The following is a 15,600-nucleotide window of genomic DNA, read 5'->3' as shown; positions in this document are numbered from 1 at the left end:
CTACTATAAGAATTGTATGGTGGCGGCAGACGGCAGTCCGATTAAATATGGTAAGTGTAACTCTTCTGTGTTGATAGCAGGAAGCGTTGGCTTCGGACCTTTCGTCTCGATTCGTGTCTACAACAAACGTGCCTATTACATCAAATAGACGTTGGTTAAAAGTTGGCGTGAACTGATCTGGGACTGAGTTAGGACTAAGCTTACGCTGGCAGATATGCCTCTCCGCCTGGAAGATAGGCTGGCAGATATCGCTTTCGGGAGTGTATCTGCCAGCCTTTATTATGCTTATACTGTGTAGGTTACGGCGATTCTGGGAGATATGGGGGATTTTTTCGCTAACTTTATTTGCCAAATAGTTTGCATTATCAATGATTATTTGTAGCTTTGCAGCACGAGAACCCGCCAAGCCTCTCAACGATGCTCAAATGTGCGGGTCGTTTTTGTTTTATAGGTACAGCAAGTTCTTTCCTTGTCAATCAGAGAGTTGCTCTGAAGGAGAAAGATGGATGTTACTTGCTCCTTTATTAGACATCTTTAGATAAGGTTAATTAAAATAAGAATGGAGTTATGCTGACTGCGGCATAACTTCATTCTTTAGTTTTTCCATGCTTCTAATTTGCTTAATATCTTGCGTTTGAACATAGCGTTTGTTTTAATTCATGGGCAAAGATACAACTTTTTTGTCTCAAATCAGTGGCAATAGCTATAATTTTTGTTGCAAATCATGGGCAACATGGCTTCAGTTTTGTTGCAAATCAGTGGCAAGCGAGGCTTTTCCGTTATGTTTTTATAGCGGATGAGTTTATGGAAATCACATTTATTTGCACGAGTATTTGGTTTAAACTTACATTTATTTGCACGAGTATTTGATGTAAACTTACATTTATTTGCACGAGTATCTGTTATAAAGATACTAAAAGATGTAGTTGTGCCACAAAAAAACTGTATATTTGTATTTCGTTACTAACGTAGAACAAATAATTGATACGACATTGCAATAATGAAAGATTTTGCAGCTATAGATTTTGAAACCGCCAACAATGAGCGTTCTTCGGTGTGCTCTGTTGGCGTGGTTATTGTAAGAGGAGGTGAGGTGGTGGATCGTTTCTACTCGCTCATCAAACCGGAGCCCGAGTATTACAACTACCGGTGCAGTCAGGTGCATGGCCTTTGCGCTGCAGACACGGACGATGCGCCGGTTTTTCCCGAAGTGTGGAAGCTGATTGAGCCGAAGATAGCGGGGCTTCCGCTTGTGGCTCATAACAAGGCGTTCGACGAGAGCTGCCTGAAAGCCGTCTTCCGTGTCTATCAGATGGACTATCCCGACTACGACTTCTACTGCACCTGCATCGCCTCACGCAAGGTCTGGCCCAAAGGTCGTCATACGCTTGACGTTATAGCAGCTCGCTGTGGCTATGACTTGACACAACACCATCACGCCTTGGCAGATGCGGAGGCCTGCGCAGCAATTGCGTTGGAAATATTATAACAAGCCGAAGCTTTTATCTGCTGATTCTTCTCAGCACCCACAATGCTGAGAAAAGCATCGCTATGCCTAAGATCCAGGAAATGGCAGCACTGGCTACGATGCCGAGCTGCTGTGTGAAGCCGGCTACGACAAAGGTGAGGAATGACACGGCGGCGACAGTTATGGCGTAGGGCAACTGCGACGATACGTGGTGAACGTGCTTGCACTCGGCGCCTGCCGACGCCATAATGGTGGTATCGGAGATTGGAGATATATGGTCACCGCAGACTGCACCTGCCATGCATGCCGAGATGGAGATGATGCGCAGCGGAGCGGCTGCAGGGAATACGGCAATGCAGATAGGGATGAGTATGCCGAATGTTCCCCAAGAGGTGCCGGTGGCAAAGGCGAGCAACGCTGCAACGATGAAGATTATCGCCGGTAGCAGCATCTGCAGACCAGAGGCTGTGCTTGCCACAACGCCCGACACGTATTCGGCAGCGCCAAGTGAGTCGGTCATGCTTTTCAGTGTCCATGCAAGGGTGAGAATCAGTATGGCAGGCACCATGGCTTCGAAGCCTTTGATAAGACAACTCATGGCATTGTCGAACTTCAGTGTGCGGCGTGCCACGAACATTGCTATTGTAAGAATCAACGCTGCAAGCGAACCGATAACCAAGCCTACCGAAGCGTTGCTTGCTGCAAACGCATCTACGAAGTTGTGGTAGCAAGTGCTTGTTGCGTCGAAATATCCTCCAGAGTAAATCATGCCAGCCATGCAGAACACGATGAGCATCAGGATAGGCATTACGAGGTCGGCAACCGAACCCTTTGTCGTTGCAGGCTTCTTGCTGTCTTGCTTGGCACCCACACCGTGTTCTACGATTTGCAGTTTTGTGTCAATCACTTCATCCACCTGACCGCCGGTGCGCTCGTACCATTCCTGCAGACGTGCGTCGTACTTGCTCATGGCCTTGAAGTCGAAACCCGACAACACGATCATAAATATGAATATGATGGTGAAGAAAGCGTAGAAGTTGAATGGTATAGCCTGACAGAACAACGCCAGACCATTTTCGCCGCCTGACACGAAACCCGACACGGCAGCCGCCCAGCTCGATATGGGCGATATGATGCAGACCGGAGCAGCGGTAGAGTCGATGAGATAGGCGAGCTTCTCTTTTGTAACGCCATGGCGCACGGTTATCGGACGCATCACAGAGCCTACTGTGAGACAGTTGAAGTAGTCGTCGATGAAGATGAGTAGACCGAGAATGATAGTTGCAATCTGCGCACCTATCTTTGTCTTTATGTGTTTGGAAGCCCAGCGTCCGAAAGCAGCCGATCCGCCAGCCTTGTTCATGAGCGACACGATGGAACCCAAAACCACAAGAAACACGATGATGCCCACGTTCCATGGGTCGGACAGGCAGGAGATAAGACCGTACTGCTTGGCGTCAGCTCCCGTGCCAACGGTGTCGTTGAGCAGATGAGTCAAGAATCCTTCAAAACCTGTGCCCATCGACATGCTGTATAATATAGCGCCGAGCACAATGCCGATGAACAACGAAGAATATACCTCCTTGGTCTTCAGTGCAAGTGCAATTGCCACGACGGGAGGAAGAAGAGACCAGATAGTCCCGATGAAATTAAAATCCATAATATTATTATCCCTTAATCTTTTTCGGAGTGCAAAGGTAAGGCTTTATTTGGATTGTTGCAAAAAGTTGCAACAAAAAAACGGATGGCGAGCCGTTTGTAGCTTGCCATCCGTTTTGTCGGTTATGTTAGCGTCGCTTGTTGGCGATGCGTTGTCTTACAGTTATGACGTCGCTTTTACTTCGCGATTACCTCGAATACCTCTACGTTGCCCTCAATCTCAGCCTTCACAGCCTTTTTGTTGAGTTCTACGTTGAAGAACGAGTTGTTGATGTCGGTAGAAGCGAGGAGCTTGCCCTTCTTGTTGTACTGGTTGAACTTAACGGCGCCGTTCTGCTCTACGTTGAGGAGCATGGTGTATGCCTTTGTGCCAGGAACAACAGAGAACGAAGTCTTGCCACTGTTGCGGAACGATGTTACAGGGTTCTTGTCGAAGCCGAACATGGCAGCGTCGAGATCTGCTGATTCAACCTTGAAGTTGAGGCTCTCTGGAGTTGTGGGGTTAACCATGAACTCGCGCACAGCAATCCAGCTCTTCTTCTCAGACACGGCCTTGCGGATGCGGACGTAGCGTGCCTTTACCGGCTCGCCCTTCCAATGAATGATGTAGGTCTTGAGCAACTCGCCGGTGAGCTGTGTCCACGACTTGCCGTCCTCAGAAGCCTCGAGCACTACGTTGTCGAAGTAGTCGACATCGTCTACCGAGTTGCGTCCCTGGAGAATCTTCACCTCGCGAACGTCGCGAACCGTGCCCAGGTCGGCACCCACCCAGTCGCCAGTAGACTGGCTCTGACCGCAGTGGTAGTATGTAGTAGAGTCGTTGTCGAACATCAGCTTGCTCTGAGTTGTAGCGAGCGTCGGGTAAGTGCCCATGCCCTTATAGAAAGCAGGCACCTCACCAGTGAGGTTCTTGAAGAACTCCTGAGCCATATCGTCCATAGCGTTCTCGTAGAACGGCTGCAGCTTCATAGTGCCGAGCTTGTGCTTCTCGTAAGCGGCGCGAGCCTCCTTAGTCATTCGGTTGGCCACGAAACCGTTCCAGAAGTTAGAAGCGTCGCCGCTGCGGAAAGTCTTCATCAGTTCAAGAGTGTTCTTGCCACGTGCACCGAGCTTCTCGAACTCTACGAGCCACGGCTTCAGTTCCTTCATCAGAAGCGGGTTCTTGCAGTCGCGCTCCATAGTGCTCTTTGTCTTCTCGACGCGGTCGAACTCTGCATAGAGGTCGTTGTAAGCCTTGTCAGAGTAGTCGGCAAGACGGAAGGTGTTTGTCTCCCACGACTCGGCACGGCGGTAGCCCGTCTCTGTGTCGCAAGAGTGGATGGCGAATGTGCGGTAAGCCTCGTGAGCCTCAGGTGTGAGATCAACCAGACCGCGCTCCCAGTTGTCGATAGCGTTGTAGTCGGCTACGTTCCAGTTGTAGTCAGCCACGCCGTAGAGCGCCAGCTTCGAAGCCTCGCCGTGCTCCATCGGGTTAGACAGTACGCCAGAAGTCATCTTGTCGGTGATGTCGGTCTCCAAACCGTATGCCGGGCCCTGCATGATGATGTGGCGGGCATAGTCGGTAACGGGGAAGTTCCACCAGTAGTAAGCCGGACGCTTGATACGAGAGTCTACGAAGTCGAGAGTTTCCTTGGTGAGGTCAGAGCAAACCACAGCACCAGTCCAGAACACCTGCACCTCAGGGTCGAGCTCGTTGCCGTAGATAGCGAGCGGTCCGTCAGGACCCGGCTTTGCCCAAAGCTGCGAGTAGTCGGTAGGGCAGACAACGAGCGGAGCAACGTCGCCCTTCGCCTTCACGAACTCTTTTGTGAGGCGGTTCACGAGTGCCACCTGCTTCTTCGGGTTGGTACCCTCGCCGTCGATGTCGTCGAAGTGGATGGCGAACGAGCGCACGCCGAGTTCGTACATAAGGTTGAACTTGTTTACGAGGTTGTTATAGTCCTCCTCGTTCCACTTGATGTCCTGACCCGGGTGGATAGCCCACACGAAGTCGACGCGGTTGCGGCGGCAAGCCTCCACGAGTTCGTGAATGTTCTTTGCCTGCTCCGGCGGATAAGGCAGACGCCAGTTAGGACAGCTGTGATAAGGGTCGTCCTTCGGTCCGTACACATACTCGTTGAGCTTGTTGCGTCCGTAGTAGTCGATGAGCGAGAGGCGCACCTGGTGCGACCACGGTTCGCCGTAGAAACCCTCTACCACGCCGCGCAGCGGCAGGTCGGGATAGTCGTTGCATGTGAGGTAAGGCACCTTGCCCTGAGCAGCCGGACTCTCCACGATCTGGCGCAGAGTCTGAAGAGCGTAGAACGCGCCACGCTCGTCGTAGCCCACGATGTTGATACCCTTCTTGTCGACGGTGAGGAGATAGGCACCCGATACCATCTTCTTCAGACCAGCCTTCTTTGCCGGTTTCTCGCCGAAGGTGATGTTGAGCGGAGTGCCCTTAGCGTTATGCTTGAGGAAGTTGACGTCGCCAGCAAATTTGCCCGACTTGTCGATGAGCTTAACGCCAGCGCTGAGGTCGGTCCATGTCTGCAAGTCGAGGTTGAAGTTGTGCGGCGTAGGGTTTACGACGATGCCGTGGTGGTCGAGCTTCTTGCCCGGCACCATGTTCACATCCTGCTTTTCACCACGCTGCGAGTTGAGGTCGAATGTCTCGGTCTGCGCAAACGCGCTGGCACAAGCAGCTGTGAAGAGAGCTGTGAGAAGGAGGTTGTTTTTAATCATTGTTATGTTTGTTTTAGTAAAAGTCGTTAGGTCGGTGTATGCAGTGGTGCATACACACAAGTACAAAGTTAGTGATTTTGTGTTGATTGGTAAAATAGGCAGGTCTCTTTTAATTAATTTTAGTACGTGCGGAGCTAAAACGTGAGTGACGGAGAGGGTAGAATGGAAAAAAATGTGTAACTTCGCAGTTGATGATAGACCATGCAACGATAGAAAGGATAAAAGACGCTGCCAACATTGTGGAGGTAGTGTCGGAGTTTGTGACGCTCCGCAAGAGCGGCAGCAACTATAAGGGTTTATGCCCGTTTCACGACGAGAAGACCCCGTCGTTCTATGTGTCGCCGGCGCGCGGCACCTGCCATTGCTTCGGATGCGGCAAGGGCGGCAACCCCGTTGGCTTCATTATGGAGCATGAGCAGATGACCTATCCCGAGGCGTTGCGATGGCTCGCACGCAAGTATCACATCGAGATAAAGGAGCGTGAACTCTCCGACGACGAGAAGCGCGAGCAGAGCGAGCGCGAGAGTATGTTCATCGTGAACGAGTGGGCTGCCTCTTATTTTCAGCACCTCATGCACGACACCGCCGACGGCGTAGCCATCGGCATGCAGTATTTCCGCAGCCGTGGGTTCCGCGACGACATCGTGAGCAAGTTCCAGTTGGGCTTCGACGGCCCCGACCGCCGTGCGCTTGCTCAGGAAGCACTGCGCAAGGGCTATAAGGAAGACTTCCTGCTGAAGACCGGCATCTGCTACAAGAACGACCGTGGCGAACTAATCGATCGCTATGCCGGACGCGTTATCTTCCCGTGGATAGGCATCAGCGGAAAGGTGGTGGGCTTCGGCGGACGACTGCTCGACTCGCGCACAAAGGGTGTGAACCAGAAGTACGTCAACTCGCCAGACTCGGAGATTTACCACAAGGACCGCGAGCTGTATGGCATCTATCAGGCTAAGAAGGCGATAGCCAAGGAAGACCGAGTGTACATGGTGGAGGGATACACCGACGTCATCTCCATGCATCAGTGCGGCATAGAGAACGTAGTGGCTAACTCGGGTACGGCGCTTTCGGTGCATCAGATACACATACTGCACCGTTTCACGTCGAACATCACCCTGCTTTACGACGGCGACGCGGCAGGCATACACGCTGCGCTGCGCGGTACCGACATGCTGCTCTCTGAAGGCATGAACCTCAAGGTGTTGCTGCTGCCCGACGGCGACGACCCCGACTCGTTCGCACGCAAGCACTCGGCTGAGGACTTCCGCAAGTATATCGAGGAGCATCAGACCGACTTCATCGAGTTCAAGACCGACTTGCTGCTGCGCAACGAACGCGACCCGCTGAAGCGTTCGGAGGCAATCAACTCCGTGGTGCGCAGCATATCGTTCGTGACGAACCCGATTCTGCGCGACACGTATCTGCACGACTGCTCGGTGCGTATGGGCATCAACGAGGCTACGCTCATCAATACGCTCAACAACTTCATTCGCAGCAACCGCGAGGAAACCGCTTCCTCATTGAATAACTCACAATCGACGCAGACGGCAACTCAAAACTCAAAACTCAAAATTCAAAACTCTCCTTCCCCGCTACAGCAGGCGTCTAAGGTGGAGCAGATGCTTGTGGAGCTGGTTGTGCGCAACGGCGACACTATCATATATAATAATGTAGAGACGGAGGACGGCACGACGGTTAACCTGAATGTGGCGCAATACATAGCGTACAACCTCGGCGTAGACGGACTGAAGTTTGCCAATCCGCTCAACTCGCGCATCCTTGACGAGGCTGTGAACCACGCCGGTGACGAGAATTTCTGTGCCGAGCAGTTCTTTCTTCACCATTCGGACATCGAGATATCGCGCATAGCTACCGACCTCTGCATGGACAAGTATCAGTTGCTCGACGAGCAGAAGGCGGCACGTGCCGACGAGGAGAAGAACGCCGACGAGCTGCGCGCTGAGGAGGAGAACCGCATAGAGGCTCTGCGCCAGCAGACCGAACACCTGCTCAACGACTTCCGAATGGACTATCTGGAGCAGCGTCTGCGCGATCTGAAGCGCGATATATCGCTTGCGGTGAACGACCCCGAACGACTGCAGCAACTGATGGAAGAGTATAAGACGGCGCACGAACTGCGCTCGCAGCTCGCAAGGTTGTTGGGAAATAATATTATAGCATGATAGGGGGTGAAGTGGTGAGATGGTGAGGTGGTGACAATAGTCTTGCAAATCTCAACCCCTCACCATCTCACCATCTCACCATCTCAACATAACAACATACAATATGTTCTACATCCATTGGGCATTCATATTAGCTTACGTTTTCATTATTGTCAGCATCATGCTGGCAGTATTGATGGACAACCGTCAGCCGGCAAAGACGATAGCCTGGGTGATGGTGCTGCTCTTTATGCCCATTGTCGGAATAATACTGTACGTTTTCTTCGGACGAAACACTCGCAAGATGACGTTCATATCACAACGGTCGCTCGACCAACTGTCGAAGCGTTCGATGCTCGAGTTTGTGGAGCAACGCCAATTGATGTTGCCCGACGACTACCGTTCGCTCATACAACTCTTTACCAACCAGAGCCTTGCCCTTCCGTTCAAGGACAACGAGGTGGAGTTCTACACCGATGGCTACGAGTTCTTCCCCGCATTGCTAAAGTCGATAGCTTCGGCACGCAAGCATATACATCTTGAGACATACATCTTCGCCGACGATGCACTCGGACGGCTTGTGGCAGACGCACTCATCTGCAAGTCGAGAGAGGGCGTAGAGGTGCGGCTTATCTACGACGATGTGGGCTGCTGGCGGGTGCCCCGCGAGTTGTTCGAGCGTATGCGCCGTGCTGGGATAGATGTCAATGCCTTTATGCCCGTTAAGTTTCCGGCGTTTACGAGTAAGGTGAACTACCGCAACCATCGCAAGGTGTGCGTAGTAGACGGCGTTGAGGCGTTTGTTGGCGGCATGAACATCGCCCTGCGCTATGTGAAAGGAATATACAAAGGGCGTCTGCCGTGGCGCGACACCCATCTCCGTATACGTGGTGGAGCGGTGTACGCCCTGCAGCGCACGTTCCTCGTCGACTGGTATTTCGTCGACCGCACACTCGTCACCAACTCAAAATACTATCCGCCGATGCCGTGGCGCATAGAGAACAACTGCCTGATGCAGGTCGTGACGAGCAGTCCGATTGCCAAATGGCCGGACATCATGCAGGGATATGTGCGCATACTGCTTGAGGCGAAGAACTATGTATACATGGAGTCGCCTTACTTCCTGCCTACTGAGCAGGTGCTCTTCGCCATGCGCACGGCAGCACTTGCCGGCGTAGATGTGCGACTGATGATTCCGCGCCATAGCGACTCTCGCTTGCTTGAACTTTCGTCGATGTCGTTCGTGACGGAGGTGCTTGAGGCAGGCGTTAAGATAATGCTTTACGAGGCTGGATTCAACCACAGCAAGTTGCTTGTGGCTGACGATGCGCTCTGCACCTGCGGTTCTACGAACATCGACTTCCGCAGCTTCGAGAACAATTTCGAATCCAACGTCTTTATATACGACCGCACAACGGCGCTGCGCATGAAGGAAATCTTTATCAGTGATGAGCAAGAATGTGTAGACTTCTTGAGCGTGTACAGCGAGCGAAAGCGCCCGTTCATGCACCGTCTGGCGGAGTCGCTTGTTAGAGTGTTCTCGCCACTGTTGTAAAATATGATGTTGATGTGTTGAGATGGTGTTATGTTGACAAATGAAACATATCTCAACATAACAACATAACAACACCTCACCACATATCCTAAATAATTTCAAAGTGTTTCAGTGCATTCGCGATGCCATCCTCGTCTACGCTGCTTGTCACATAGTCGGCGTGCGCCTTCACCTCGTCAAGCGCATTGCCCATAGCCACGCCAACGCCAGCCGCACGCAACATAGAAAGATCGTTGCCGCCGTCGCCGAACGCCATCGTTTCGCTGATGTCGATGCCCATGTGCTCGGCAATGGCACGGATGCCGTTCGCCTTGTCGGCAGTGGCAGACGTAAGGTCGCAGAACGCAGGATACCAGCGTGCAGACGTTGTGCCTGGTATGTGGGGTAGGATAGTGCGCTCCTGGTCCTCGGTGAGGAACGGCGTAATCTGCAGTATGCCCTGCTTTATAACCTCCTCAACCGGCACGTCGAACTTGTTGTACTTCACCTTCAGCATGTCGTAGAATACATGGTTCACGCTGTCGTTGCGGTTGATGATCTGCAGATCCTTTGTGCCTACAACCACCGCCGGCACGTCGAGACGGTTGCAGAAGTCGACTATCGCCTCTGCTTCGTGAGTAGGGATGAGGTCCTGGCGCACTACCTCGTCGCCATAAACGCATTGAGCGCCAGTGGCAAGAATAAAACCGTCCATGATGTCCTCCACCTCCGTGATGTTGTTGAGCAACTGGCGTGGGCGACCCGTAGCGGTGAAGAGCTTCACGCCGCGCTTATGAGCCTCGCGAAGCGCTTCGATTGTTGACTCCGGCACCTTGTGTGTATTAAAGCTGACGAGCGTACCGTCAACGTCGAAAAATAATGCTTTTATCATATTTCGTTTTTTTATTCAGTAGGAGGCTATGGCATTAGCTTTCCGCTACGCGCCGCTGACTTTCAGTTCTTGCCGTAGCCCTGTTGTGTGATACGGGCAGGAAAGCCCATACCTCCTAAACATTGCAAAGGTACGCAGAAAAAGCAGAAGCCGAAAATTATACTACTTGATTGATGTCAAAATCAAAAAATAATTACTACTTTTGTAACTACATATTTACACGGAACATACATTAAACAACCATTAATCAGCAAAGGAAATGACAGAGCAGACGCAACTCGCTTGGGACATAATAGAAACAACGAACACCAACCTCTTTCTCACCGGTAAGGCTGGCACGGGAAAGACCACCTTTCTGCGTCGACTGAAGGAGGAGTCGTCGAAGCGCATCGTGGTGGTAGCGCCTACGGGCATCGCTGCCATCAACGCCGAAGGTGTGACTATCCACTCGTTCTTCCAGTTGTCGTTTGCGCCGTTCATACCCAACTATAATCTCAAGGAACAGCAGTTCCGCTTCTCCAAACAGAAGATAAACGTCATCCGTTCTATCGACACGCTCGTCATCGACGAGATCTCTATGGTGCGTGCCGACCTTCTCGATGCCGTAGACAGCGTGCTGCGCCGTTTCCGCAAGAACAACCTTCCGTTTGGCGGTGTTCAGATGGTTATGATCGGCGACTTGGGTCAGCTTGCTCCGGTGGCTAAGGACGACGAGTGGCAGATGCTCTCGCGCTATTACGCCACGCCTTACTTCTTCTCGTCGCTCGCCCTGCAGCGCACACGCTACGCCATCGTCGAACTGACGAAGGTGTATCGCCAGAGCGACAAGCGTTTTCTCGACATACTGAATAAGGTGCGCGAAAACCGTGCTGACGCTGCGGTGCTCTCTGCGCTCAACTCGCGCTATATACCCAACTTCAAGCCGCGCAAGGAAGACGGCTACATACGTCTTACGACGCACAACTGGCAGGCGCAGCGCATCAACGACCACGAGCTTGAACTGCTCCCCGGCAAGCCCTATACCTACACTGCCACCATCGAAGGCAAGTATCCAGAGATGCTCTTCCCGACCGACGAGACGCTCACGCTGAAGACCGGTGCGCAGGTGATGTTCGTGAAGAACGACTCGTCGGCAGACAAGGCTTACTACAATGGTATGATTGGCACCATTGCGGCGATAGACGCCGAGGGTTTCACCGTTACGGCGAAGGACACCGGCGAGAATATACGTGTGCAGCCCGAACAGTGGGACAACACGCGCTACGTGCTCAACGAGAAGACCAACGAGATAAGCGAGGAGGTGGAAGGAACCTTCACGCAGTTCCCCGTGAAGACGGCTTGGGCTATCACCGTTCACAAGAGTCAGGGTCTTACGTTCGACCACGCCATCATCGACGTGCAGCGTGCCTTCACCCACGGACAGACATACGTGGCGCTCTCGCGTTGCCGCACACTCGAAGGCATGGTGCTGAGTGCGCCTCTGCCGCAGTCGGCTATCATTCGTGATGAGGCTGTGGACGAATACGCCACGCACGCCATTGAGCACACGCCGAGCGAGGGACAGATAGAGCAGTTGCAGCGCGACTACTATCTGTCGGTGGTGAGCGAACTGTTCGACTTCCGTCCGCTGATGGATGCCTTCAACCGTGTGCTCGACTTGCTCGACGGACATTTCCGCCGTTCCTTCCCGAAGCTCATTGCCGAATACAAGGCTCGCACGGGCACTATAAAGACCGAGCTTATGGATGTAGCCGAGCGCTTCAAGTTGCAGTACAGTCAGATTGTCATTGCTTCTGCCGACTATCAGACTAACGCCCTGCTGCAGGAACGTCTGAAGAAGGGCGCCGAATACTTCGCTCGAAAGATTACCGATGTGGAGGAGCTTGTGAAGAAGACATCGGTGAAGACCGAGAACAAGGACGTGAAGAAACGTTACAACGATGTGTTCCCAGCGCTCAAAGAGGTGGTGATGCAGAAGCGCGCCCTCCTCAACTGTGTCAAGGCTGACGGCTTCACTCTGCACAGCTATCTGCGCCAGCGTGCCCTGGTACTTGCCGGAAAAACAATATCAGAAAAATAGACAAATGGTATGGTTTTTATACCTATGAACCATTATGGACTTGTACAGTTCGTCACTTTACCCTAACTTTGCCCTTTGACAGGTAATGCCGTGCAAACGGCATTTATAGTATAACCTAAAAAACGAATTACTATGAGTAGGGTTTTTCAAGTGAAGCCTAAACGTATTAAGCGCTCCAATGGCACCGTTCTCACACCAGACATGGTTGTGACCGTTACGACTCTGCAGCACACCACCAACCCATTCTACAATGGAGCCAAGGAACTGCAAGAGACATATATGCGCATCTATGCTTTCGACTATAAGAAGGCATGCTGCAATCAGAATGACTTTGAGTTTGTGAAGTTGGACTAATTTTTTAACTATTAATACATACAATTATGGGAAAGAATTCAAACAAAAATTCATCAAAAGAGATTGTTAAGACAACTGTGAAGATAGCAGGAGCTATTGCATCTGTTGGAGCTGCGATTCTTAACGCTATGGGTGATAGCAAGAAGTAATTAATGCAGAATCTTGACTTTTAAGAGATACCTCCCTAATTCTAATTGGGGGGGGTATTTTGCGGATTTTAAATTGAATTTATAAAAATATGGTTTTAAGTATTGTAAATGAAGCAGCCCTTCCTGTGTGGATTTTATGGGTGTTTGGTAGTAGTTTAATTAGTTTACTAGTAGGTCTTTTCTATGGATTAGTGTCTTCGCCAGATGAGAATACTAAACGAATAGTTGTCTTTGGTTCAAAGGCATCTGGTAAAACCACTTTGTGGAATCAACTTATGGATAAGAAGGTAGTGACAGAATACCGAACTACTGATCAAGAAAAGATAGAAAGCTTTAATGTTTTTGCTAATAATCGCTATGTAAGGGTCCTTGCAACAAAGGATATTGGTGGTGGTGATATGTTTGTGAGATATTATAATGAGCTAATATCTGAAAATGGTACATTTGTTTATTTCTTGGTTGATTTGACACGCTTGCATGAAACAAAGCAAGAAATACGCTCACGTCTTCAAGTAATATCGAAGTGTATAAAGGATAAGAAACTGCTAAATTGTGGTTTTAAGATTATTGCAACACATTTTGATGAATATGATAAGAATAATCATTATCCTCTGGAAAAAACAAAAAAAGCAAAAGCTGAGGTTATTAGCGTTTTAACTGATAAGAAGATAAATAATTGTTCTTTAAAAATTGATTTAGACCACATTATGGTTGCTAATTTGTTGAACAAATATTATATAGATATTATAAAAAAAGAAATAGCACAAGAATAGTTATGAAAACAATATTATGGTATCAGCCTGAAAAAATTGATGCTCCTGATATAGTTGTAGCTGATGGAGTGATTTTAGCCAAAACCAAAAGGAATTTTGCATTTTCTAAATTAAAAGAAGCCTCAGATAAATGTATTGATAAGAAAATGCCTTGGTGTGGGATTGTTGAGATTTCAGATGGTAAGGTATTCTTTGTTAAAGGTTCTTTTAAAGGTGTTGATGAACATGGACGTACTTTGTCGTTTATGTTCTTGAGTACAAAGTGTGATGATTATTTACTTGCATTGAATGATGAATTGCAAGTAGTACATCAAGAATTGTCAGAAGAGACATTGAAGTGTATAAACAAAAAAAAAACGGGCACTGTTGAAAAAATTATTGCCGCAATAATAATTGTTATATTAGCTGTAATAGCTTTTTTAATTCTTTAGAATAATGGAAACTAAATCAAGTTTATTAATAATAGCCGATGACGATTTGTCATACGGCATTAATCAGGGATATTATCCTGATATGACAAAGGCTATAGACTTAGGTAATTTAACAGTCTATCCTTTAAGTAATGTAGACAATCTGAAAGAACATGATATTCAGTTGTCTGCTCAGCCGATAGGTGATGGAGAAGATGTGTATTTCAGAAATCCATATGCTAATTGTTATGTTTCAATGAAGGATTCTGATTTGTTGAATACTTTCGTTGAAACTAAGAGTTATGCTATTAAGGAGACTTTGGTTCTTATGGGTGCGAAAGATATTGTTATGAAAGAATCAGTTCATGATAAAGATTCGCAGAATTATGAGTCAAACAATAGAATGGGCAATAATATTGCTAAGGCAGAAATCAATGGTAAATGTGTTAATGAGGTATCTGTTGATATGACGTCTACTGTAGAAAGTCATGATCCCAATAGAAAGCCTAAAAGCTATAAGGAGGTTGTTGACTTTATGAATATTCACGGGTTAGCTTCTGATCCGAAGCTCAGATTGTTATGTGAGCGTTTGAAATCAGATGGTAGGATAAGTGGCATAGAGAAGTATGAGATTTCGTATTGTAGTGAAATAGCGCAAGCTATTAACATTGCAGCGAAGATTGATTACAAATTATTCAGTGCCAATCTGGATTTCTCAAGTGAGCATAATCATGTGCATATAATAAAAAAGTCGTTGGAAATTAATTTTGGATAATATGGAAAGTGGCGCATTCTTTGTTCCTTGGTTTGATAAAGATGGTTATATAGAGGGAATTAATGGAAAGAAACTTCTTGTTCTTGGTGCTAGTTTTTATTGTAATCAAGATGGTAAAAGAAATGAACGTTGTGAATATTATGATGATTGTACAATAAATCTGAACACTAGAAAGTACGATTTGCGTTGCCCGTATAATAATGGGCGACCTTTACATGATTTGCCAACTGATGATCTTTGTGAAGATGCTCCTGCGCATAAGAATTTTTTCGATTTATTCAAAGATTTTTTAGGAGATAAAGAATTGAATTTTGATGATTTTTGGAAAAAAGCGGCTTTTACTAATTATGTTCAACATGAGCTTGGTAACCGAACAGATACACAAGCGTCAGATTGCAAGGAGGAATATTTAGTAATGTTCGAGGATGTTTTATCAAAATTACCTCAGATACCTGATGTTGTTATAACTTGGGGATCTATTATTGATAAGGAATTAAAAAAGAAAAAGGAATCAGATAAGTATCCAAATTTTGAAAACACATGTAACAAGAATGATTGTTATAAATTTCTGTGGAAAAATTATGCAGGAAAAGACATAACGTTTTTATGTTTTTACCATC

At 48.6% G+C, this 15,600-nt stretch carries 13 protein-coding genes; 10 read left to right on the top strand and 3 right to left on the bottom strand.

Annotated elements, in window-relative coordinates; genetic code table 11:
- Positions 1–1,000 precede the first annotated feature (1,000 nt).
- On the top strand, positions 1,001–1,489 hold the full coding sequence (locus KTQ90_RS10655; RefSeq protein WP_217318414.1) for a 3'-5' exonuclease: 489 nt from the start codon (positions 1,001–1,003) through the stop codon (positions 1,487–1,489).
- 13 nt (positions 1,490–1,502) lie between these two features.
- On the opposite strand, the gene KTQ90_RS10650 is transcribed toward KTQ90_RS10655, so the two are convergent.
- Together KTQ90_RS10650 and KTQ90_RS10645 are read right to left on the bottom strand one after the other, a co-directional pair.
- Entirely contained in the window at positions 1,503–3,128 is a 1,626-nt protein-coding gene (locus KTQ90_RS10650; protein ID WP_217318413.1) for a Na+/H+ antiporter NhaC family protein, read from the bottom strand.
- A 176-nt stretch (positions 3,129–3,304) separates the two neighbouring features.
- Complete coding sequence (locus tag KTQ90_RS10645) at positions 3,305–5,851, bottom strand: glycoside hydrolase family 84 protein (RefSeq protein ID WP_217318412.1); 2,547 nt, start codon at positions 5,849–5,851, stop codon at positions 3,305–3,307.
- Between the two features lie 191 nt (positions 5,852–6,042).
- Here KTQ90_RS10645 and dnaG point away from each other — a divergent pair, with 191 nt between their 5' ends.
- On the top strand, positions 6,043–8,034 hold the full coding sequence (dnaG, locus tag KTQ90_RS10640; RefSeq protein WP_217318411.1) for a DNA primase: 1,992 nt from the start codon (positions 6,043–6,045) through the stop codon (positions 8,032–8,034).
- 103 nt (positions 8,035–8,137) lie between these two features.
- The gene (gene cls, locus KTQ90_RS10635) at positions 8,138–9,568 is read left to right on the top strand and encodes a cardiolipin synthase (RefSeq protein ID WP_217318410.1); all 1,431 of its coding nucleotides are present in this window, start codon (positions 8,138–8,140) and stop codon (positions 9,566–9,568) included.
- Between the two features lie 88 nt (positions 9,569–9,656).
- Here the strand turns inward: cls and KTQ90_RS10630 are convergent, their stop codons facing one another.
- The gene (locus KTQ90_RS10630; protein WP_217318409.1) at positions 9,657–10,439 is read right to left on the bottom strand and encodes a Cof-type HAD-IIB family hydrolase; all 783 of its coding nucleotides are present in this window, start codon (positions 10,437–10,439) and stop codon (positions 9,657–9,659) included.
- A gap of 259 nt (positions 10,440–10,698) precedes the next feature.
- Between KTQ90_RS10630 and KTQ90_RS10625 the strand changes: the two genes are divergently transcribed.
- From KTQ90_RS10625 to KTQ90_RS10600, 7 genes are all read left to right on the top strand, one after another.
- Positions 10,699–12,519 (top strand): ATP-dependent DNA helicase, encoded by a 1,821-nt coding sequence (locus KTQ90_RS10625; RefSeq protein WP_217318408.1) that lies wholly within the window; start codon positions 10,699–10,701, stop codon positions 12,517–12,519.
- Positions 12,520–12,651: 132 nt separating this feature from the next.
- On the top strand, positions 12,652–12,873 hold the full coding sequence (locus tag KTQ90_RS10620; protein WP_217318407.1) for a DUF6140 family protein: 222 nt from the start codon (positions 12,652–12,654) through the stop codon (positions 12,871–12,873).
- Positions 12,874–12,899: 26 nt separating this feature from the next.
- Entirely contained in the window at positions 12,900–13,022 is a 123-nt protein-coding gene (locus KTQ90_RS13895) for a hypothetical protein (RefSeq protein ID WP_302180516.1), read from the top strand.
- Between the two features lie 89 nt (positions 13,023–13,111).
- Entirely contained in the window at positions 13,112–13,795 is a 684-nt protein-coding gene (locus KTQ90_RS10615) for an ADP-ribosylation factor-like protein (protein WP_217318406.1), read from the top strand.
- 2 nt (positions 13,796–13,797) lie between these two features.
- Positions 13,798–14,226, top strand: coding sequence for a hypothetical protein (locus KTQ90_RS10610; protein ID WP_217318405.1), 429 nt, complete (start codon positions 13,798–13,800; stop codon positions 14,224–14,226).
- 4 nt (positions 14,227–14,230) lie between these two features.
- A complete protein-coding gene (locus tag KTQ90_RS10605) occupies positions 14,231–14,980 on the top strand; it encodes a hypothetical protein (protein WP_217318404.1) in 750 nt (249 codons plus the stop codon).
- A 1-nt stretch (position 14,981) separates the two neighbouring features.
- Positions 14,982–15,600 (top strand): hypothetical protein (locus KTQ90_RS10600; RefSeq protein ID WP_217318403.1); only part of this gene is annotated, 619 nt, incomplete at its 3' end.

The sequence above is a fragment of the Leyella stercorea genome (genome assembly GCF_019052365.1).
In the GTDB taxonomy this organism is placed as follows: domain Bacteria; phylum Bacteroidota; class Bacteroidia; order Bacteroidales; family Bacteroidaceae; genus Prevotella.
Note: the sequence above shows the minus strand (reverse complement) of the source record. Positions and strands in the feature narration are given on the sequence as shown.

What these genes read in the sequence shown, in the direction of transcription:
- KTQ90_RS10605 (WP_217318404.1), top strand. Translation starts at nt 14,231, where the DNA reads ATGGAAACTAAATCAAGTTTATTAATAATAGCCGATGACGATTTGTCA.
- KTQ90_RS10650 (WP_217318413.1), bottom strand. Translation starts at nt 3,128, where the DNA reads ATGGATTTTAATTTCATCGGGACTATCTGGTCTCTTCTTCCTCCCGTC.
- cls (WP_217318410.1), top strand. Translation starts at nt 8,138, where the DNA reads ATGTTCTACATCCATTGGGCATTCATATTAGCTTACGTTTTCATTATT.
- KTQ90_RS13895 (WP_302180516.1), top strand. Translation starts at nt 12,900, where the DNA reads ATGGGAAAGAATTCAAACAAAAATTCATCAAAAGAGATTGTTAAGACA.
- KTQ90_RS10610 (WP_217318405.1), top strand. Translation starts at nt 13,798, where the DNA reads ATGAAAACAATATTATGGTATCAGCCTGAAAAAATTGATGCTCCTGAT.
- KTQ90_RS10655 (WP_217318414.1), top strand. Translation starts at nt 1,001, where the DNA reads ATGAAAGATTTTGCAGCTATAGATTTTGAAACCGCCAACAATGAGCGT.
- KTQ90_RS10620 (WP_217318407.1), top strand. Translation starts at nt 12,652, where the DNA reads ATGAGTAGGGTTTTTCAAGTGAAGCCTAAACGTATTAAGCGCTCCAAT.
- KTQ90_RS10630 (WP_217318409.1), bottom strand. Translation starts at nt 10,439, where the DNA reads ATGATAAAAGCATTATTTTTCGACGTTGACGGTACGCTCGTCAGCTTT.
- KTQ90_RS10645 (WP_217318412.1), bottom strand. Translation starts at nt 5,851, where the DNA reads ATGATTAAAAACAACCTCCTTCTCACAGCTCTCTTCACAGCTGCTTGT.
- dnaG (WP_217318411.1), top strand. Translation starts at nt 6,043, where the DNA reads ATGATAGACCATGCAACGATAGAAAGGATAAAAGACGCTGCCAACATT.
- KTQ90_RS10625 (WP_217318408.1), top strand. Translation starts at nt 10,699, where the DNA reads ATGACAGAGCAGACGCAACTCGCTTGGGACATAATAGAAACAACGAAC.
- KTQ90_RS10615 (WP_217318406.1), top strand. Translation starts at nt 13,112, where the DNA reads ATGGTTTTAAGTATTGTAAATGAAGCAGCCCTTCCTGTGTGGATTTTA.